Genomic DNA, 20,727 nt, shown 5'->3' on the forward strand with positions numbered 1-20,727 from the left:
GAAGCCTGACAACAGGCGGGGAAATATTGCTTTTATATTCGTGATCATATTGGGTTATCTGATTGGTTTTGCGATCAAAAGGGTGCAGTTGGGATTGGTGTTGGGGCTCGTATTAGGTTTGCTGGCGGCGGGTTTGTGGCGACGTAGAAAATCTTAGCTTTCGTTTTATACTTCATTGCAATGATACAAGATGGCATAAAGCCATCAGCTGTTGCTTGCGTTTTAAACATTGCTTCATGCCAGACCAACAAAATGACCGTATTCCGCTGTTCCGCTCCTGGCTTGCTTGGTACCTGTTCGTCATTGTGTTGCTGGTCCTCATGATCCTATTTTTTTACTGGCTCACAAATTATTTTGCATGAACGGTACAGATTGGCTGGTCCTTACCCTAACCCTGCTGGGCATCATTTTGTACGGCCTGTACCGGAGCCGCACTACCCGTAACCTCGAAGGTTATTTTTTATCCAACCGTAGCATGCCCTGGTGGATCGTGCTGTTGTCCATCATGGGCACGCAGGCATCGGCCGTAACATTTCTATCGGCGCCGGGCCAGGCCTTTGCCGATGGGATGCGTTTTGTTCAGTATTACTTCGGCCTGCCACTGGCAATGGTCGTCATTTGCATCACATTTGTACCCCTGTTCAACCGGCTAAAAGTTTTTACCGCATACGAGTTTTTAGAAAAAAGATTCGACAGCAAAACCAGGCTGCTCACTTCATTCCTCTTTCTGCTGCAACGCGGACTTTCAACCGGCATATCCATTTATGCACCCAGCATTATTTTGTCGTCCTTGTTTGGTTGGGATATTTTTTGGACCAATATCGTTATGGGCGGCCTGCTCATTATTTATACTGTTAGCGGCGGCGCTAAAGCAGTTGCCTACACACAGCAGCTTCAGTTCATCATCATTTTCGCTGCAATGTTTTTGGCAGGCTATATGGTGGTGCAGTTGCTGCCCGAAGGCATCGGTTTCACTGACGCGTTGCATATTGGCGGCAAGCTGGGAAAGATGAACGTGATCACGAGCGGGGTAGAAGGGGGCAAGTTCAATTGGAATGACCGGTACAATATGTGGAGTGGCGTGATTGGTGGTTTCTTCCTGGCGCTGTCTTATTTCGGTACCGACCAAAGCCAGGTGGGGCGCTACCTTACCGCGCAAAACAACACCGAAAGTAGACTGGGATTATTGCTCAATGGCATTGTAAAAGTGCCCATGCAGTTTTTTATTTTGCTCATCGGTGTGTTGATCTTTGCATTTTACCAATTCAACAGCGGGCCCATTACATTTAACAGCGGTTTGTTGTCCGATGTTCGTTCTTCCAATAGTGCAGCGCAGGCGCAAAAACTGGAGCAGGATTACAATGCGCTTGCAGAACAAAGGAAGGCTATGGCGTTGCAATTTGCCAATGCAGTAAAAGCGGGTAACAACGATTCCATTGTGCATTACACCGGCCAGTTGGAAGCGATCAATGCAACTGCCTCCGGCTACCGCCAGCAATTTAAAGATATTGGTAAAACGGTAAGCAGCCGCGATACCAATGATACCAATTATGTATTTCTATCATTTGTAAAAGAACACCTGCCTGCAGGCTTGCGTGGTTTGCTCATTGCCATTATTTTCCTTGCGGCATGGGGTTCTATTGCAGCTGCATTAAACTCACTGGCGGCTGCCACCATGGTGGATTTTCACCAACGTTTTGCCAATAAAAAACAAGATGAAAGCGAGTACCGCGTATCGCAATGGTACACGCTGGGCTGGGGCGTTTTTTGTGTCCTGGTAGCGGAGTTTGCCAACCAATTGGGGCAAAGCCTGATTGAAGCCGTGAATGTTTTGGGATCCTTGTTTTATGGTGTTATTCTCGGCATTTTTCTCCTGGCGTTTTATGTAAAAAAAGTAAAAGCAACGGCTGCATTTTGGTCGGCAGTGGTGGTGGAAATATTCATCGTCATTTTGTTTTTCAATGAACAAATTGCGCCGTTCAGTTTTCTGCCCGATGTAAGCTTTTTGTGGCTGAATATGATCGGTGCCATTGGCGTGGTGCTCTTAGGATTGTTGTTGCAGGTTTTTGTTGGCAAACAACCGGCTGTTGCAACCACATAGTGTACTCGTTTCTTCTGTTTAACAAAGCTGCGACATGTATTAAAAAACATCAACACGTGTGGGTTTTGGCTGCCCGCTTTTAAAATTTAGTCTCGGTAATGTGCTCATAAACTGTAAATTCAACACTTTAAAAATTACACTACTCCTCCAATGAACCGTTACTTCCTTTATGTATGCAAAGGAATGCTAGTGTGTTGCTTGCTGTTGTTGTTTGCTTCGTGTAACAAACGCTCCGGTAAGGCACGTGTGCTGGTGTTCAGTAAAACTGCAGGATTTTACCACGAATCGATCCCAAGTGGCATTGCCGCCATCCAAAAGCTAGGATCAGAAAACGACTTTGATGTTGATACCACTACCAATGCAGAGTGGTTTACCGAAGACTCGCTGAAAAAATATTCAGCGGTAATTTTTTTAAGCACCACCGGCGACGTGCTTAATAACTACCAGGAAGCCGAATTTGAGCGTTATATCCAGTCGGGTGGCGGGTTTGTGGGCATTCATGCCGCTGCCGATACTGAGTACGACTGGGGTTGGTATGGCCGTATGGTGGGTGGTTATTTTTTAACCCATCCCGGCATCCGGGATTCCTTTCCCAACGTGCAACCCGGTGTGATCAACGTGGTGAACAAAGACCACATCAGCACCAAAGGTTTGGCAGAGCCCTGGAACAAGACCGACGAATTTTATTCGTTTAAAAAAATGGACAGCTCCGTAAATGTGCTGCTGAAAATTGATAAGAACAGCTTTAAAGGCAGCTACATGGAAGGCGACCATCCAATGGCCTGGTATCACGATTATGATGGCGGCCGTGCATGGTACACCAACTTGGGGCACACCAACGAAACATTCAGCGAAGCGCCATATCTCAAACACCTGTTGGGTGGCATTCAATATGCCATTAGCGATAACAACGAACTGGATTACGGTAAAGCCCGCACAGCGCAGGTACCGGTTGAAGATCGATTTACAAAAACGAGCCTCGCTGTAGGCCAGTTTTACGAGCCCACCGAAATGGCCATTTTGCCCAACCTCGATATCCTGGTGGCACAGCGCCGCGGCGAGATCCTGTTGTATAAAAACGGCGATTCGGTGATGAAGCAGGCTGGTTTTTTAAACGTGTATTTTAAAACCAACACGCCGGGTGTCAATGCGGAAGAAGGCGTACTGGGCATCCAGGTGCATCCCAATTTTGCCAAAAACAATTTTGTCTTTATTTATTACAGCCCCGCCGATTCATCGGTAAACCGTTTGTCGCGTTTCAAATTTGTAGCCGACAAGATTGACATGCAGTCGGAGCATGTGATCTTGGAAGTAGGCTCGCAGCGGGAAATCTGCTGCCACACCGGCGGCTCCATTGCGTTTGACAAAGATGGCTTGCTGTATGTTTCTACTGGCGATAACTCCACGCCGTTCAACGACCGTGGTGCAGCGTATGTAAACTCGGGTTTTGCACCCATCAACGATGCACCCGGCAAAGAGCAGTACGATGCCATGCGTTCGTCGGGAAATGCTGCCGACCTGCGTGGTAAAATCTTGCGCATCCGCGTAAACGATGATGGCTCGTACGATATCCCGGAAGGTAACCTGTATCCAAAAGGTACGCAAGGCACCCGTCCTGAAATTTATGTGCAGGGCAACCGCAACCCGTACCGCATTTCGGTGGATCAGAAAACCGGCTTTTTGTATTGGGGTGAAATTGGCCCCGATGCCGCTGCCGACAGCTTTGCTACCCGCGGTCCGCGTGGTTACGATGAAGTAAACCAGGCCCGCAAAGCAGGGTTCTTTGGCTGGCCGATGTTTGTTGGTAACAACTACGCTTACCGCGAATACGATTATACCACCGGCAAAAGCGGCAATGCGTTTGACCCCAAACGGCCCATCAATAATTCGCGCAACAATACCGGCATCAAAGAATTGCCGCCGGTAGCGCCGCCGTTCATTTGGTATCCGTATGATGCGTCGGCCGAGTTTCCGCAGGTAAGAACCGGTGGCCGCAACGCCATGGCAGGTCCGGTATATTATACCGACATGTTCCCTAAAGAAACGCGACTGCCCGATTACTACAACGGCAAGCTGTTTATCTACGATTGGGTACGGGGCTGGATCAAAGCGGTAACCATGCGGGACAATGGCGATTTTGATAAAATGGAACCGTTCATGGGTAGCACCAAACTCAATGCCCTGATTGATATGGAAGTGGGCCCCGATGGTAAGTTGTACCTGCTGGAGTACGGAACGGGTTGGTTTACCAAAAATGCCGACGCGGCACTGTCGCGAATCGATTACAACGGCGGCAACCTGGCGCCAAAAATTGCCAGCATGGATGTAGACAAAACATCCGGCGGGCTGCCCCTGAAAGTGGTGGCAACCGTTTCGGCAAAAGACCCGGAGAAAGGTGCGCTGAAATACGCCTGGAAACTGGGCGGCGGTGTAACCAAAGAGACCAACGAACCCCGCCTGGAGCACCAGTTTGACAAGGCGGGTGAATACCCCATTTCGGTGGTGGTTACCGATAAGGAAGGTTCCAAAACTGAAAGTGCTGCTGTAACCGTGTATGCCGGTAACGAAGCGCCTGTGGTGGACATATCGGTGCAGGGCAACCAAACTTTCTATTTCCCCGGCAAGCCAGTGGCGTATAACGTTCAGTTCAACGACCGCGACGATGCGGCCGGTGGACCGAACGCCGAAGGGCTGATTGTTTCGGCTGATTACATTGAAGGCCTGGATAAAGCCGGCGCCAACATGGGCCACCAGGTTATGACTGAGGCTACGATGGGCAAAACGCTGGTGCAAGCCCAGGATTGTAAAGCCTGCCACAAGGTTTCCGAAAAATCGATCGGGCCTGCTTATACGGCGGTAGCGCAGAAATACCAGAAAGATGCAGGCGCTACCAACCATTTAGTGAACAAGATCATCAAAGGCGGTGCTGGTGTTTGGGGCGAACAGGCCATGCCTGCGCATCCAACCCTTGACCCGGCCGATGCCCGCCAGATGGTAGCTTATATCCTTTCATTAACCGATGCAAATGCGGCTGCATCGTTGCCTGCACAGGGCACCGTGCAACCCACGCTGGGCAAGCCTGCCAAAGACAATGGCGTGCTGCTGCTTACTGCTTCGTACACCGATAAAGGTGCGAACGGAGTGCGGCCACTTACGGCATCCAAATCAATTGCACTGCGCAGCAGCCAGTTACAACTGGGTGCTGTACAGGAAATGCAGGGTTACTCTGCGTTCCGCATGGGCGGCAACACATTGCTGGTGACACCAAAATCCGATGGCTGGTTCCGCATCGACAGCATCGACCTGAGCGGCATTGCATCGGTAGAACTGGCAATTGGGTGGCAAAAAGCACCTGAGTTCGGATACGTGTTTGAGTTCCGGCTGGATAAGCCCGATGGGCAAAAGCTGGGCGAAGCAGTGCTCAACGGCGGAGCCTCGGGCAGTGGCGGAGGGGGCATACCCGGCACTTCTATCCGGTCAACGCTGACGCCGGTTACCGACGGAAAGCTCCACCATGTGTACATTGTGAGCCGTCCTCGCGATGCCAAAGAAGCTAACCAGGCCGCAGTGCGGTCGGTGAAGCTGGGTACGAAATAAGCTAGACTTCCTTTTTATAAATGGGCAACCACAGGCAAGTGGTTGCCCATTTTTTTTGCCCAAAAATGTTCACCGGTTTTTTGCGCAACAGCCATCACCGTGGTTCGCTATCTTGCAGTGGCCGGGCCGCTGCTGGCCTGCTCTTTGTACCCCATGTTCAATCAGCCACATTTATGAAAAACATACTCCTGATCGCTGCTGCCTGTACCTTGTTGAGTGTTACAGTTTCCTGCAAAGAAGAGTCGAAAGCCCAGTCGGCTGTTGTGCTGGCCAGCAATGGCGATACAACTTTGCCGGAAACAAAACCGGAGCCACCCGCACCGAAACTGGATACAGCATTATATAACCAGAAAATAGCGCATGTACACGCCGGTGACACTACCGGCAGGTGGCCGGTGCCGCACGATTTTCCGCTGCCCGGCGCGGTATTGCCGTTCAATAGGATCGTGAGTTATTATGGGAATTTATACTCGAAACAAATGGGCGCCCTGGGCGAATTTCCAAAAGCACAAATGCTGCAAAAATTACAGGCGGAAGTAAAGCGCTGGACCGCGGCCGACAGCCTGCTGCCCGCCGTTCCGGCACTGCACTATATTGCCGTTACGGCGCAGGTGGCGCCGGGCAAAGGCGGCACTTACCGGCTCCGCATGCCGCACAGCCAGATCGATACGGTTGTGGCATGGGCAAAAGAAATTGATGCGCTTGTGTTCATCGACATTCAGGTGGGGTTGAGCACGCTTCAAAAAGAAGTGCCGGAGTTTGAAAAATACCTGTCGATGCCCAATGTGCATTTTGGTATTGACCCCGAATTTTCGATGAAAGGCGGTCAGCGCCCCGGCACTGCCATTGGCACGTTTGATGCGGCCGATATCAACTACACCACCGAGTACCTGGCCAGTCTGGTAAAAAAACACAACCTGCCGCCCAAGATCCTGATTATTCATCGCTTTACACAAGGCATGGTTACCAATTACAAATCCATCAAGCTGCGGCCCGAAGTGCAGATTGTAATGGACATGGACGGTTGGGGCATACCGGCAAAAAAAGTGAACACGTACAAACAGTTTATTTACCGCGAGCCCGTGCAGTTTACCGGCTTCAAGATTTTTTATAAAAACGATACGCAGAAATCGGGGATGGCTAAAGAAATGCAACCAGCAGATGTGCTGAAGTTGGTGCCCAAGCCCGTGTACATACAATACCAGTAACCAGTGATGTGTAGGATTTGAAATGATTTTGATGAAAGGGTGCAGGGAGTACTTTGTAATTCCTGCACCCTTTTTTTATTATTAATATGCTCGATAAAAAGGAGCAAACTTTCAAACGAAGTGATAAAAATCATTTCAAATCCTACACATCACCGGTTCCGGTTTCGAACAGGCAAAAAGTTCCGCCGACCCAATCCTTGTCTTTATTGTAGCGGGTGCCCACCATTTTGCCTTTGCTCAATCGGGCCAGGTTGTTTACAGGCACGGGTTTCGGTGCGCCGGGTTCCCAAAAATAAAACAGGCGTATTTCCGCTTTTGCAGGTTCACTGGGCGTAGCGATGGCCGAAGCATACTTTACTTTTCGTTGGATGATCCAATTGTGCGGATCACCAATTTGCGCAATATGCTCCGGCGTTACATCGATGATCACGCCTTGTCCGGCAAACGAAAAAAGCGGTTTGATGACATAGTTTTCCAGGTCATCGGGAATCGATTGCAGGTCGCTTAAAAACCTTGTTTCGGGAACCAACGGGTGTTGCACAAACGGCAGTGCAAATTTTGAAATGCGGTAAAACCAGTTGGGGTGCGGCACCCAGGTTACATCCAGTTCGCTCTGAAAAAATGCGGCCTTCTGTTGTACTTCGGCCGCCTGCTGCAGTAGCTCGTCGAATATAACGCGGTTGTATATGCGCTTTATTTGCTGCAGCGTGCCATCCTTTTTTTTATAAAAAAGATGATTGCCTATTTGCTCCACTTCGGTTAAACAAACAATGGGGATGCCCAGTAATTGTTGCGTGGCATAAAAGTCGACCCTTGTTTTTTGCTGGTGCGGGAAGATCTCTAGTAAAACGGTTTCCTCAGGTGGGCCATCGCCCACAATAATGCGCCGCAACAACTCAATGTAGCTGTCCGCATCAAACGGCGGCACAAATGGAGTAAAATGTTTTGGCGTGCCAAAATGCGCACTCCAAACCTGCGGCTTGTGCAGGTGCCATGCAAAAATGGTGGGGAAGGCCTGTAACTCTACTAACTGCGGCTCAACGCCGCCACCGGGTGTTTCGCAAATACCAAAATCGAAACAAATAAATTGCGGATCGCCTTCCGGCCCGGGCACCTTCAGGCTCGGTGGAATGGCCCGTTCGCTTTGTTGCAAATACTGCGGCGAAGTGATCACTTCTAAAATGGCGTCGCAGGCATCGAGCATTTGCTGTAAAAATGCATGGGGCACAAAAACTGGCGTTTCGGCCACCCTAAAATCCAGCGCACCTTTAAACGGCGCATCCAAAGCTTCAATGTAGGCCTTGTATTTTTCTTCGGTAAATGCCTTGTTGTATTGCTGGCGAAGTTGCGGTATCATGCATCCAATTTTTGCGCGGTGGGTATCTGTGAAATTAAGTGTTTGCATGTTTGATTCCTTGCTTAATTTCCACCTATGAAAAAGTTGATTGCACCCATAATTTGCCTGATCTTTTTAGGCAGCGCCTTTGCTGCCAGCGCCCAGAAAAAACGTGAGTTTTATGCCATTCAGGTTTATTACCTGCAGGATGCAGCACAGGACCAACGCGTGGACAATTATTTACAACAAGCTTACCTGCCCGCCCTGCACCGGATGGGCATGAGCAAAATCGGCGTGTTCAAACCCCACGGCAACGATACCAGCAGCAACAAACGCATTTTTGTTTTGATGCCGCTGAAAAGCCTGGAGCAACTGGTGAAAGTGCAGGAAAAACTGCAGAAAGACAAAGCCTACCAGCAGGCTAGCGAAAGCTACAATGCAGCAGCGCACAATGCACCCAACTACCGCCGTATGGAAACGATTGTGCTGCAGGCATTTACCGGCATGCCGGTATCGGATAAGCCCGCACTGAAATCGGAGGTGGCAAAACGAGTTTACGAATTGCGCAGCTACGAAGGTGCAACGGAGCGCTTGTACGCCAACAAGGTGGATATGTTTAACCGCGGCGATGAAATCGGGTTGTTCCGCCGCCTTGGTTTCAACGCGGTATTTTACGGCGAAGTGCTGGCCGGCAGCCGCATGCCCAACCTGATGTACATGACCTCGTTTGAAAACATGGACGAACGCAATGCACATTGGAAAGCATTTGGCGCCGATGCGCAGTGGAAAGAGCTTTCCGCCAAAGCCGAATACAAGAACAATGTAAGTAAATCGGATACCTGGCTGCTGCAGGCAACACCATACTCCGACCTGTAAACATTCTTTTGAAAATATGTAAAAGAGCCCTGCAAAACGCAGGGCTCTTTTTTTGTTTGCCCCAATTTTTTAATTGAAGAAAAAAAGAAATGCGGGCCAAAACAATGGTGGCGTTTCGGTAGTCCTTAAATTCGAAGAATGCTTTTGCCATGCAATTAAAGCTGCTGCTGTTGACGCTCACCACTTTTTGGGTTTCCCTTCATGGGCTTAGGGCACAGCTATGCACCGGCAGCTTAGGCGATCCGGTGGTCAACATTACTTTTGGAGCGGGACAAAACCCGGGTGCACCATTATCGTCCACCAATTATCAATACGTTACTACTGATTGTCCTAACGACGGGCAATACACCATTCGCAACAACAGCATTGCCTGCTACGGAACCACCTGGCATACCATCAATAGCGATCATACCGGCGACCCGAACGGTTATTTCATGCTGGTAAATGCATCGTATTCGCCCGGCGATTTTTTTGTGCAAACAGTAAACGGTCTTTGCGGCAATACTTCGTACGAATTTGCAGCTTGGGTGGCCAACGTGCAGCACCCGGTGTCATGTAATGGAAGGGCCATTAAACCCAATCTTTCATTTACCATTGAAACCACCAGCGGCACGGTGCTGGCTACTTTTACCAGTGGCGATATTGAGTTGACCAGTAGCCCGCAATGGAAACAGTACGGTACTTTTTTTACCACACCTGCCAATGTGAGTTCGGTGGTCATTCGCCTCACCAACAATGCGCCTGGTGGATGCGGCAACGACATTGCCTTGGATGACATTACGTTCCGGCCCTGTGGCGGTACCATTTCGGCAGTAATTGAAGGCGCAAATACAACGCAGATGGAGATTTGTGCCACGGGCAATATTGCGCAAAAGTTTGTGGCAACTGTGCCCGGTTCGTATGCCCGGCCGGAACTGCAATGGCAGCAAAGCCTTGATGGCGGCCAAACCTGGACCAATATTGCCGGTGCTAAAGGCCGTGAATATGCCTGGAGCGAAACTAAGCCGGGCACTTACTACTACAGGGCTCTTGTTGCAGAAGAAGGCAACATCAATTCGGTTTCGTGCCGCATCGCATCCAAGCCCATCATCATCCGGATTTCGGAAGCGCCGGAAGTAACACTGGCCAGTAGCGTTGCTTTTTGCGAAGGTTTATTGCTGCAGTTGGATATACCGGTGAAAATAGCGGATACAGCGGGCTTGCGGCTTTCCTGGACCGGCCCACCGGGATCTGATTTAACGCTGTACGAAATAGGTGAAAGCAGCGGCCGCGTATTCCGCCTCAGCAAAAGCGAAGCCTCATTTGCCGACACCGGCTGGTACAACATTACCGTCACCAATGGCGAGGGTTGCGCAGTGACCGGGCAGGTGCATTTTTATGTGTTTAAAAAACCAGTCGCTAATTTATCGGTGCAAGGACCGGCTTGTGCAGACAGCCCTGTGCAGCTGGTCGGCGGCGGGTCGTCCAATAGCGGCTTTACTGCATTTAAATGGAAATGGGGTACAGGCGATTCGGCCCGCGGGCAGCGTATAGCGCCGGTGTTGGGCCCGGCGGGCAACTACCGGGTGGAACTGGTTGTGGTGGATGCAGAAGGTTGCCCCTCCGACCCGGTGAAGACGGAGGTGCGGGTAAACAAACAGCCAACGCCGCTTTTTGCCTTACCGGAAATATGCCTCACCGATGCTGCGGCACAATTCACCAACATGACGGAAACCGACGGCAACGAGCCTGCTACCTACCAATGGCGTTTTGGCGATGCAGCCAATCCCAATGCCCGTTCCACGGAAAAAAATCCAAGATATCGTTATGCTGCTATGGGCAATTACCCGGTTACGTTATCCGTGGTATCTGCGGCCGGCTGCGGTGCAGATACCACGCAGACATTTACCGTAAATGGCTCAAAGCCCAATGCACAGTTTACACTCAATGCCGTTGCAGTGCGTTGTAGTGGCGATTCTGTAGTGTTGCGCAACAACTCCTCGGTTGATTTTGGATCGGTTACCCGCCTCGAAATTTTTTGGAAAGGTGATAACGATGCGGCCGCAAGAACAATCGATGAAGAACCCACGGCCGGCAAGGAATACCGTTTTAATTATGCACCGTTTGTTACGGGCGGCCAACAAAAATTCACCATCAGGATGGTGGCCTATTCCGGGGAAAGCTGCATGCACCAAACCGTACAGGAAATAGAAGTGCAGCAAAGCCCACAGGTAGTTTTCGATGCATTGCCGGCGCTTTGCCAGGGTGCACCCGCATTTCTTTTGTCATCGGCACGGGAAGTGGCTGGTGCAGTGGGGCAGGGGCGGTATAGTGGTGCCGGCGTGAACGGACAAGGAATGTTTAACCCTGCGCTACCCGGTGATTATCCCATTCAATACCTTTTTACCACCGGCGCTGGTTGCACGGATACGGCTATGCAAACAATGCAGGTTTGGCCGTTGCCGCAAGTACAAGCCGGTCCGGATAAAACAGTGGTGGCCGGAGGTGCCGTAACACTTGCCGCAACCGCACTTGGTGAAGGCTTGCGAATCCAATGGTCGCCTGCAAATGGATTAAGTGATGCTACGACTATTCAGCCAATAGCATCGCCAGAAACCGAAACCATTTACACACTAACGGCAACCACTAACCGCGGATGTGCCGCTGCTGATGATGTCAAGGTTTTTACCATTCCTGAAGTGTACATCCCCAATGCATTTACACCAAATGGTGATGGCATCAATGATACCTGGCAGGTGCCTTACCTCGAGTCGATGCCGGAAGCGGAAGTGCGGGTGTTTAACCGGTACGGACAGGAAGTATACCGGGCAAAAGGCGCGGCCCGCGGCTGGAACGGGAAGGTTGGTGGCAAAGACCAGCCCTCAGGTGCTTTTGTTTATTTGTTGAAAATGAAAGGTGGCAAAATGCTACGCGGCACCGTGATGCTGGTGCGATAAAACTATTTTTTAGAATTTGTTTTCCATTAATCTTTGGCCGGTAAGCCGCATTGTCTTATGTTTGCATCGCGAAGTAGAGCAGCGGTAGCTCGTCGGGCTCATAACCCGAAGGTCCTAGGTTCGATCCCTAGCTTCGCAACAAGAAAAAGCCTTCAGTATTTACTGGAGGCTTTTATTTTTTGCAAGTGTTGTAGAACATCTTAGCGGGGTAACAGATAATGACATCGCTGAATTTATTAAATAAAAACCGTGTTGCTCCCAGTCCTCCCTGTCTCCGTGGTTTATAAACCTCCACTCAAAAATTAGCTGCTGCCAACAATTCTTTGGTATACGCTTCTTTCGGATCGTGATAAACCTGCTCTGCGCTGCCGGTTTCAACTATTTTACCACCCTGCATCACCATGATGCGGTCGCTCATAAAACGCACTACTTCTAGGTCGTGTGAAATAAACAGGAGCGTCAAGCCCAATTCAGCTTTCAGGTCGTTTAATAAATTCAGCACTTGCGCCTGCACGCTTACATCCAGTGCCGAAACCGATTCGTCGCAGACAAGGAAACTTGGGTTCATGGCCAGTGCACGGGCAATCACAATGCGCTGGCGCTGACCACCGGAAAATTCGTGCGGGAAGCGGTTTTGAAATTTGGCCGGCAGTTGCACCTGGTTGAGCAATTCGGCAACCCTGTTGCGTCTAATTTTACCCCCATTCAGCCCCTCCAAATGCAGCAGCGGCTCTTCCAGCGCATCACCAATCGAAAGCCGTGGATTGAGTGCAGAAAAAGGATCCTGGAAAACCAATTGCACTTCTTCGCGGAACTGGTGCAGTGCCTCTTTGGCCAGCTTTGTCAGTTCCTGTTCGCGAAAAAATATTTTACCCGAAGTGGGATCGATCAACCGCAGCAGCGTACGGCCGAGTGTTGTTTTACCACATCCCGATTCACCCACCAACCCCAACGTTTCGCCTTCAAATACCTGAAGGTTTACGCCTTGCACAGCATTAAAAAACTTGGTTGGCTTGCCCCAAATATTGTGTGCCGTAGGAAAGGAGACGTGTAAGTTTTCGGCCTGCATCAATACCTGATTGGAAGGCGGCCGTAGTGGTGCTGCGGGTGGTGTGGGTTTTTGTTGTAAAATTTCTTCCACCGCCGGCAGTCGTTCACCTTTCACATGCCCAGCGGGCCTGCAGGCAAGCAAGGCTCTAGTGTATGGATGTTTTGGTGAATTAAAAATTTGCGCGGTTGCACCTTCCTCCACCAGTTTGCCACCGTACATAATAGCTACGCGGTGCGCCAGGTGGGCCACCACGCCTAGGTCGTGGGTGATGAATAATACCGACATCCCTTGTGCCTGCTGTAACTCCTGTATCAGTTCCAAAATATGGCGCTGCACCGTAGGATCAAGCGCAGTGGTGGGCTCATCACAAATCAGCAAGGATGGCCGGCAGCAAACTGCCATGGCGATCATCACGCGTTGCTTTTGCCCGCCGCTTAGCTGATGCGGATACTTGTGGTATGTTTTTTCCGGTTCGGGCAGGCGCACCTGTTGCAACCAGTGCAATACTTCTTTGTGCGCTTCTTTTTTCGAAATGGGCTGATGCGCCAACAATACTTCCCGCACTTGTTTGCCTACAGTCATCACTGGGTTCAGTGCACTCATCGGCTCCTGGAACACCATCCCAATGTTAGCACCCCTGATGGTGCGCATATCTGGCTGCGCCAAAAGATCCACCACACTGTTGCCATCATCGGAAAAAAGAATTTTTCCGCCGGTATATTTTGCTGGCGGCTCGGGCAATAATTGCAAAATGGACAGCGCCGAAATTGACTTGCTCGAACCAGATTCGCCCACCAGCGCCACAATTTCGCCGCGCTGCACTTGCAGGTTTAAATTCTGCACGGCAGGCTGCAGGCCTGCATCGGTTTGGAATGCGATGGATAGATTTTGTATGTGCAGCAGCGGCAGCAATTGGCTTGTTTGGCGGTTTTATGGACAGGGCTCCGGCTGCACTTTAATGGCTGCGGCCTTTTGGGGCGTGGGGTAATAAGCCATGCAGGTGGTGCAGTTTTCCAGTTTGCCTGTGTCCAGAGTAAAATAAAATTCGTCGCCTTCCTTGATGCTTTCGGGAAACGGGCAGGGATTGGCCAGTTTAAAAACATCGGTATATTTTTTACCGGTTGTTTCGTCGGTCCAAGCCGCTTCGGCCCAGTCCAGTCGGCTCGCATCCAGCACCTTTATGGTATAATTGGAACAAATGCCTTTTACTTCCAACCGTCCTTTAAAGCAGGTAGCCGCATTTTTTTTACCGCAGGTTTTTGTTGTGGCTGCCACTGAAACCAACATGATGGCCGCCAGGAATATTTTCATCATTCCGTGAAATTCTTTTTGTAAAAATAACAGCACTTAAAAGCGCAGGTGCCTTACCGTTAGTCCGCCGTTGATCAGTTGCTTCAGCGAATCGATGCCGATGCGCAAATGGCGCTCCACGTATTGTTCGGTCACCTTTCGGTCGCTTTCTTCGGTTTTTACACCTTCAGGCGTCATCGGTTGGTCGCTTACCAATAGCAGCGCACCAGTAGGTATTTTATTGGCAAAACCCACCATAAAAATGGTAGCCGTTTCCATATCAATGGCATAGGCCCTGACGCGTTTCAGGTATTGCTTGAACTCTTCGTCGTGCTCCCACACGCGGCGGTTGGTGGTGTATACAGTGCCGGTCCAGTAATCCACTTCATAATCACGAATGGTGGTGGAAATGGCTTTTTGCAAAGCAAACGCCGGCAGCGCTGGTATTTCTTCAGGGAAATAATCGTCGGACGTTCCCTCGCCGCGAATGGCCGCAATGGGTAAAATAAGATCGCCCAGTTTGTTGCGTTTTTTCAGCCCGCCACATTTTCCTAAAAACAGCACAGCCTCTGGACTGATGGCGGAGAGCAAATCCATCACCGTGGCGGCGGTGGGGCTGCCCATGCCGAAGTTGATGATGGTGATGCCATTAGCCGTGGCGCACTGCATGGGCTTTTCCCAACCCACTACTTCCACGCCGTGCCAGTCGGCAAACAGTTTTACGTAGTTGCTAAAATTGGTCAGCAAAATGTATTTGCCGAATTGGTCGAGCTGCTGGCCGGTGTACCGGGGCAACCAGTTTTGTACAATGTCTTCTTTTGTCTTCATATCCCGGACGAATTTAGCAGAATTGCGCCGATGCCTGCATCTTTGGTGGATGATTGTGGTGGATTACCCGGCACCCGACTTCAGGATCAAGGAAGAAGGAGGCAAGAAATACCTGTTTGATGGGCTGCGCCGCAGCTGGTTACTGTTGACGCCGGAAGAGTGGGTGCGACAAAATTTTGTGCAATACCTGGTGCAGGTGCAGCAATACCCCACTGCCTTGATTGCATTAGAAAAAGAATTATTACTGAACGGCCTTAAAAAGCGCTTCGACCTGTTGGTGTACAACCTAGCGCATGAGCCGTGGATGCTGGTAGAGTGCAAAGCATCATCGGTTGCGCTGAGCGCAGCGGTATTGGAGCAGGCGCTGCGGTACAACATGGTGCAGCCCGTTTCTTTTATTGTAATCACCAACGGCACCCAAACACGGGCATGGCAAAAAACAAAAAGCGGGTTGGTGGAACTAGATAAGCTGCCGGAATGGAATAGCAGTTATTAATTGATAAAAAAAATAATTCTGTATTTATTTCTCTTAAGTCGATCAAATGCCAAATATCAACTATAAACTGTCATCTACTTGAACGCCGGATGAAACAGGTGCAGCGTGGTGCGTAAAAAGTCGCGGTCGAGGTGGGTATAAATTTCGGTGGTGGTAATGCTTTCGTGGCCCAGCATTTCCTGCACGGCCCGCAGGTCGGCGCCACCTTCAACGAGGTGCGTAGCAAACGAATGACGAAAAGTGTGTGGAGAAATTCTTTTGTCGATGCCTGCCTTTTTTGCCAGCTCTTTAATGATTAAAAATATCATCACACGGGTCAGGCGTTTGCCCCGCCGGTTGAGGAACAGGATATCTTCTTCACCTTTTTGCACTGGCCCTTTCTTGCGTACCTCTCTGTAATAAATACCGATGTACCTGGTGGCGCTGTCGCCAATGGGCACCAGCCGTTCCTTGTTGCCCTTACCAATCACGGTAATGAATTCGTCGGCCAGGTGCAACTGCGAGATGCGCAGGTTTACCACTTCACTTACCCGTAAGCCGCAACTGTACAAGGTTTCCAAGATGGCCTTGTTGCGGGTGCCTTCGGGTGTGCTCAGGTCGATGGCGTTGATCAGGCTTTCAATTTCGCTGTAGGATAAAACATCTGGCAGTTTGCGCAGCAGCTTCGGCGCTTCAAGCAATGCAGTGGGGTCGGCGGTGCAACTATTTTCCAGCAAACAATAGCGGTAAAATGTGCGGATGCCCGAAATAATGCGGGCTTGCGAGCTTTGGGTCATGCCCAGTTCGGCCACCCATTTAATAAAGGCCTGCAAATCGGGCAGGACAACTTCGGCAGGGCTTTTTGCCCAACCTTGCGTTACAAAAAAAGCAGTGAGTTTATCCAGGTCGGCAAGGTATGCCTGCACTGAATTATTGGAGAGTGACCGCTCCAGTTGCAGGTATGCTTTAAAACCGTTTTTATAGGGCTCCCACATCACTGAAGATTTTTAGTTTGTAGTTTGTGGTTTGTAGTTGGAGCAAGTCAGTCTTGCTTGTATAAATTGTAATGTGCCACCAACTACAAACCACAAATTAAATACTACAAACTGATTGCTTTCTCGATTTGCACGGGTTTGCCGTCTTTAATAAGTTGTACAAAAATGCGGTTGCGGCTGATATTCACCGAATCGATGGTGCTGTGAATGTCGTTCCAATTTATCTTGTATTCTTCTTTAAAGGTCATGCGCTCCGTTGTGTCTTTTGCAATGTCCACTACGTAGATGTTGCTGTAGTCGGCATAAGCCCGCAGGTCCTGCGGCACCACAAATTTTTTATCAAACGAATTGATGGCGCTTTTAAAGTTTTTTACTGCGTCTTTTTTATCAAAAGGCAGCTTCATTAAATACCCGCGGCCGGTGTTGCAATCGTTGAACGACAACCAGGCGTATTTGTCTTCATGAATGTAGCAATCGATGGCCGAGTTATTCAGGCGCACCAGGTTTTCCAGCATGGTGCCCAGGTGCATTTGCCGGCCTGCTTCCAGCCCGTTGTGTGTCCAGGTAAGCGTATCGCCGGTGCAATTTTTTGGCGAAATGGTTACGACAGGTTTTAATTTATGCGTGCCCTCAAAACGGAATGTATCAGTGTTGCAGGTGGTGTCGCAAAAAGTTTGGATGGCTGTAGCCGAACTGTCGTCGTTGGAGCAACCCACGGCAAAAGCTGCCAGGGCAAGGGAAAAAAACAGGATGCGCATGGTTAAATATTAAGGCCACGAAGATAAGGAATGAGCGGTGGCGATGATTATGCGGGTATTTGTATACAGATCGTTTATCGAGGTAATTCAAAAACGGCACATCTGAGTAAACGTTGCATCCGTTGCTTAGAGCTTGATTAAACCAATTTAAAATAACTGCGGATTTACTGCACCGGCCGATTAGAAGTAAACATCTTCAATAAAGAAAAATTCAGGGGCAGCACCGGGTACAGTATTGATGGATAAAATATCAAACCGGATTTTTTTAAACTGCGGGTTGAGGTACAGGTATTGTTCCGCGGCCCGCTGCAAAAAGCGGAATTTTTGTTTGGTTACGCTTTGTTCGGGATGGCCGTATTTATTGCCCGTTCTGTATTTTACTTCCACAAAATGCAACACGCCGTGCCGCATGGCAATGATGTCAATTTCCCATTGTCCATGGCGCCAGTTGCGGTGCGTGATGGCAAAACCGTTTTGCAACAGATAGTCGGCTGCCAACTGTTCGCCTTCTTTACCCAGCTGATTGTGAAGCGCCATTGCCTATCTTTAAACCCCAAAATACACATTGAATGTCAGTAGTTCAAGGCGTTTTCCCGCTTAAAGGCGCAGTGCAACATTACACCTGGGGCGGGTTTCAGTTTTTACCCCAATTATTAAATCAAGAGGAAGACGGGCGGCCTTGGGCCGAGTACTGGCTGGGCGCACACCCCAATCATCCCGCCTTGGTAGTGTTGCCCGATGGGCCGCAGGCATTGCACCAGGCCATTGACGCTGCGCCAGAAGCTATTTTGGGAACTGGTGTGGCGGGGCATTTTGGCAAACTGCCTTACCTGCTGAAAGTGCTGGACGTGCGGCAAATGCTGTCCATACAAGTGCACCCGGATAAAGCCTCGGCGGCTCTAGGATTTGAAACTGAAAATCGGTTGGGCATTGCCGTGAACGCACCAAACCGCAATTATAAAGATGACAACCACAAGCCCGAGCTCATGGTGGCGCTTTCCGATTTTTGGCTGCTGCATGGCTTTAAGCCGGAGACAGCTTTAAAGGAGTGTTTGGCTACCATACCGGAATTTGATTTTTTGATGGGGGCATTCGAACAAGGCGGTTATGAAGCCTTGTATCGACTGGTGATGACGATGCCGCAAGACGAAGTGAACAGCTTGCTGGCACCAATCATCGACCGCATTCTACCCTTGTATCAAAATGGCGAATTGCTAAAAAGCTCTGAAGATTTTTGGGCGGCCCGTGCTGCCGATACATTTTGCAAAAACGGCCAGTACGACCGCGGCATTTTTTCCATTTACCTGTTCAACCTGCTGCACCTGAAAAGGGGCGAAGGGGTATACCAGCCGGCACAAATGCCGCATGCTTACCTTGAAGGGCAGAACGTGGAAATTATGGCCAACTCCGATAACGTGCTGCGTGCAGGACTTACCGATAAGCATATTGATGTGGCGGAATTGCTGAAACATGTGCGGTTTGAGGCAACGGTGCCCACCGTGTTGGGCGCCCATGCGCAGGTGCAGGAGGAATTAAGTTTTACAGTGCCTGCACCTGAGTTTGCGCTGTACCAATACCGGCTGGAAGAAGCGCCGGCCCATTTCACCGCATCCGGCGCCGAAATAGTGCTGGTAACCGACGGCGCCATACACCTGAGCGGTAACGGCCAGGAGCTGGAACTACAACGCGGCGAAGCTGCACTGGTAACGGCCGGAACCGCCTGCAGCCTGGCGCCGTTGCAACCGGCAGATGTGTTTCGTGCAGCCACTGGAAAAATTGAAGGGGCCGCAAAACAGTAATCTTATTATTTTTGGCCGCACTTTGTGCTGATGGCTTGCTTATAACAAACGAATAAGAAAAAATACACATGAAAAATAACCGTTCTTTTTTGGTGGCTGTAATATTGTTGGTTCTGGTGTCGGCGTTGTACCGTGCATGGGACGGGCGGCCATACGGCTTTGCGCCGCAAATAGCGATGGCGCTTTTTGGTGGTGCCATGATCCGCAATAAAAAGCTTGCATTCATTCTGCCGCTGGCATCGATGTTTGCTTCTGATTTGCTATACCAGGTTTTGTATATTAACGGTCTTTCGGAAATCAAAGGATTTTACGGCGGCCAGTGGATCAACTACCTGCTGTTTGCGGGGCTCACCGTGTTTGGTTTTGCCATGCGCCGCGTAAACGTGAAAAACGTAGCGTCGTTTTCGATTAGCGGATCGCTCCTGTTTTTCATCGTGTCCAACTTTACTGTGTGGCTCGGTGGCGGCGGTTATCACCATCCCAAAACACTCGAAGGCCTGATGCTGACGTACAACGACGGGCTTCTTTTCTACCGCGACTATGGCATGTTCCAGGGCTTTTACGGTAACCTGTTCCTTGGCGATCTGTTCTTTTGCACTGTGTTGTTTGGTGCATTTGCATTGGTACAAAAATTTTGGGCTGCACCAAAACACGAACTGGCTTAAGTTATTTGCAATAAACAAAAAAAGACGCTCCATTACGGGGCGTCTTTTTTTTTATCAATACTGCCAAAACCAAAAATTGAATGACCACAATGTGACTGCTTTCAACTTCGTGCTGCTTTGTTCCTTCGTGTCTTCGTGGTTTAAAAATACTATCCCGCACCCTGTTCATAACCTTCATCTATTAACAGGTGTTTGCCATCGGCCGCCGTAGTGGCCAGTACATCACAACGGTTGTTAAACGGATTATCGGCGTGTCCTTTAACCCACACAAACTTTACCTGGTGCTGCAGCGATACCTGGTGATACCGCAGCCATAAATCAGGATTTTTTTTGCCGCCGGCAAAATTAGTCGCGATCCATTTTTTTAACCAGCCTTCTTTTACTGCTTTCACCACGTACTGGCTGTCGGAGTAAACCGTTACCTGCATGTTGGGCTTTTTCAGTGCTTCCAGTCCAATGATCACCGCCAGCAGTTCCATGCGGTTGTTGGTGGTTTTGCGAAAGCCACCCGACAATTCTTTGCGTTTATCACCAGCCATTAATATTACGCCATAACCGCCCGGGCCGGGGTTTCCACGCGATGAGCCATCGGTGTACATCACTATTTCCATGCGGCCAAAGGTAAATCGCAGATAAACGGATTGGCGGGATCAACCGGATTTATATTTTGAGTCTATTCAATTGAACTTGATAGAGCAGGGGAGCAGTTGGCCTATTTTGTTCGATATGTGACCTGTCGTATAGTGTATTCTACTTGTGTTGTCATCCTGAGCGCAGCGAAGGATCTGTTGTGTGCGAAAATCACAATATTG

At 49.8% G+C, this 20,727-nt stretch carries 16 protein-coding genes and 1 tRNA gene; 9 read left to right on the plus strand and 8 right to left on the minus strand.

Going from position 1 to position 20,727, the window contains the following annotated elements:
* Positions 1-358: 358 nt before the first annotated feature.
* The 3 genes from EPD17_RS10585 to EPD17_RS10595 all read left to right on the plus strand — a co-directional run bounded on the left by EPD17_RS10585 (position 359) and on the right by EPD17_RS10595 (position 6,906).
* The gene (locus tag EPD17_RS10585) at positions 359-2,101 is read left to right on the plus strand and encodes a sodium:solute symporter (RefSeq protein ID WP_132054042.1); all 1,743 of its coding nucleotides are present in this window, start codon (positions 359-361) and stop codon (positions 2,099-2,101) included.
* 150 nt (positions 2,102-2,251) lie between these two features.
* Positions 2,252-5,698 carry a ThuA domain-containing protein gene (locus EPD17_RS10590; protein WP_132054044.1) on the plus strand — a complete coding sequence of 1,149 codons (3,447 nt, stop codon included), beginning with the start codon at positions 2,252-2,254 and terminating at the stop codon, positions 5,696-5,698.
* A gap of 173 nt (positions 5,699-5,871) precedes the next feature.
* Positions 5,872-6,906 carry a hypothetical protein gene (locus EPD17_RS10595; protein ID WP_132054047.1) on the plus strand — a complete coding sequence of 345 codons (1,035 nt, stop codon included), beginning with the start codon at positions 5,872-5,874 and terminating at the stop codon, positions 6,904-6,906.
* 142 nt (positions 6,907-7,048) lie between these two features.
* Here EPD17_RS10595 and EPD17_RS10600 read toward each other — a convergent pair whose 3' ends face one another.
* Positions 7,049-8,263 carry a hypothetical protein gene (locus tag EPD17_RS10600; protein WP_132054049.1) on the minus strand — a complete coding sequence of 405 codons (1,215 nt, stop codon included), beginning with the start codon at positions 8,261-8,263 and terminating at the stop codon, positions 7,049-7,051.
* A 75-nt stretch (positions 8,264-8,338) separates the two neighbouring features.
* Here EPD17_RS10600 and EPD17_RS10605 point away from each other — a divergent pair, with 75 nt between their 5' ends.
* The 3 genes from EPD17_RS10605 (at position 8,339) to EPD17_RS10615 (ending at position 12,193) form a co-directional block, all read left to right on the plus strand.
* Entirely contained in the window at positions 8,339-9,118 is a 780-nt protein-coding gene (locus tag EPD17_RS10605; RefSeq protein ID WP_132054050.1) for an NIPSNAP family protein, read from the plus strand.
* 149 nt (positions 9,119-9,267) lie between these two features.
* Complete coding sequence (locus EPD17_RS10610; RefSeq protein WP_132054052.1) at positions 9,268-12,054, plus strand: PKD domain-containing protein; 2,787 nt, start codon at positions 9,268-9,270, stop codon at positions 12,052-12,054.
* 67 nt (positions 12,055-12,121) lie between these two features.
* Positions 12,122-12,193, plus strand: a tRNA-Met gene (locus EPD17_RS10615).
* Between the two features lie 156 nt (positions 12,194-12,349).
* Here EPD17_RS10615 and EPD17_RS10620 read toward each other — a convergent pair.
* Genes EPD17_RS10620 through EPD17_RS10630 form a run of 3 tightly spaced genes read right to left on the minus strand, consistent with a single transcriptional unit; the run spans position 12,350 to position 15,223 of the window.
* Positions 12,350-14,017, minus strand: coding sequence for an ABC transporter ATP-binding protein (locus tag EPD17_RS10620; protein WP_132054054.1), 1,668 nt, complete (start codon positions 14,015-14,017; stop codon positions 12,350-12,352).
* An 18-nt stretch (positions 14,018-14,035) separates the two neighbouring features.
* Positions 14,036-14,419 carry a hypothetical protein gene (locus tag EPD17_RS10625; protein ID WP_132054056.1) on the minus strand — a complete coding sequence of 128 codons (384 nt, stop codon included), beginning with the start codon at positions 14,417-14,419 and terminating at the stop codon, positions 14,036-14,038.
* Positions 14,420-14,452: 33 nt separating this feature from the next.
* Positions 14,453-15,223 (minus strand): AMP nucleosidase, encoded by a 771-nt coding sequence (locus EPD17_RS10630; RefSeq protein WP_114234323.1) that lies wholly within the window; start codon positions 15,221-15,223, stop codon positions 14,453-14,455.
* 22 nt (positions 15,224-15,245) lie between these two features.
* Here EPD17_RS10630 and EPD17_RS10635 point away from each other — a divergent pair, with 22 nt between their 5' ends.
* Positions 15,246-15,719 (plus strand): type I restriction enzyme HsdR N-terminal domain-containing protein, encoded by a 474-nt coding sequence (locus EPD17_RS10635; RefSeq protein WP_240040589.1) that lies wholly within the window; start codon positions 15,246-15,248, stop codon positions 15,717-15,719.
* Between the two features lie 74 nt (positions 15,720-15,793).
* Here the strand turns inward: EPD17_RS10635 and xerD are convergent, their stop codons facing one another.
* The 3 genes from xerD to EPD17_RS10650 all read right to left on the minus strand — a co-directional run bounded on the left by xerD (position 15,794) and on the right by EPD17_RS10650 (position 17,988).
* A complete protein-coding gene (gene xerD / locus EPD17_RS10640; protein WP_132054058.1) occupies positions 15,794-16,693 on the minus strand; it encodes a site-specific tyrosine recombinase XerD in 900 nt (299 codons plus the stop codon).
* Positions 16,694-16,797: 104 nt separating this feature from the next.
* The gene (locus EPD17_RS10645) at positions 16,798-17,451 is read right to left on the minus strand and encodes a hypothetical protein (RefSeq protein WP_132054060.1); all 654 of its coding nucleotides are present in this window, start codon (positions 17,449-17,451) and stop codon (positions 16,798-16,800) included.
* Between the two features lie 180 nt (positions 17,452-17,631).
* Entirely contained in the window at positions 17,632-17,988 is a 357-nt protein-coding gene (locus tag EPD17_RS10650) for a YraN family protein (RefSeq protein WP_132054062.1), read from the minus strand.
* A gap of 32 nt (positions 17,989-18,020) precedes the next feature.
* On the opposite strand from EPD17_RS10650, the gene manA reads away from it, so the two are divergent.
* Both manA and EPD17_RS10660 read left to right on the plus strand, forming a co-directional pair.
* Positions 18,021-19,250 carry a mannose-6-phosphate isomerase, class I gene (gene manA / locus EPD17_RS10655; protein ID WP_132054064.1) on the plus strand — a complete coding sequence of 410 codons (1,230 nt, stop codon included), beginning with the start codon at positions 18,021-18,023 and terminating at the stop codon, positions 19,248-19,250.
* A 68-nt stretch (positions 19,251-19,318) separates the two neighbouring features.
* Complete coding sequence (locus EPD17_RS10660; RefSeq protein WP_132054066.1) at positions 19,319-19,915, plus strand: DUF6580 family putative transport protein; 597 nt, start codon at positions 19,319-19,321, stop codon at positions 19,913-19,915.
* 149 nt (positions 19,916-20,064) lie between these two features.
* Here EPD17_RS10660 and rnhA read toward each other — a convergent pair whose 3' ends face one another.
* Positions 20,065-20,526, minus strand: a complete 462-nt coding sequence (gene rnhA / locus EPD17_RS10665; protein WP_132054068.1) for a ribonuclease HI — start codon at positions 20,524-20,526, stop codon at positions 20,065-20,067.
* Positions 20,527-20,727: the final 201 nt, after the last annotated feature.

The organism is Pseudocnuella soli (assembly GCF_004347775.1).
GTDB classification, from domain to species: domain Bacteria; phylum Bacteroidota; class Bacteroidia; order Chitinophagales; family Chitinophagaceae; genus Flavisolibacter; species Flavisolibacter aquaticus.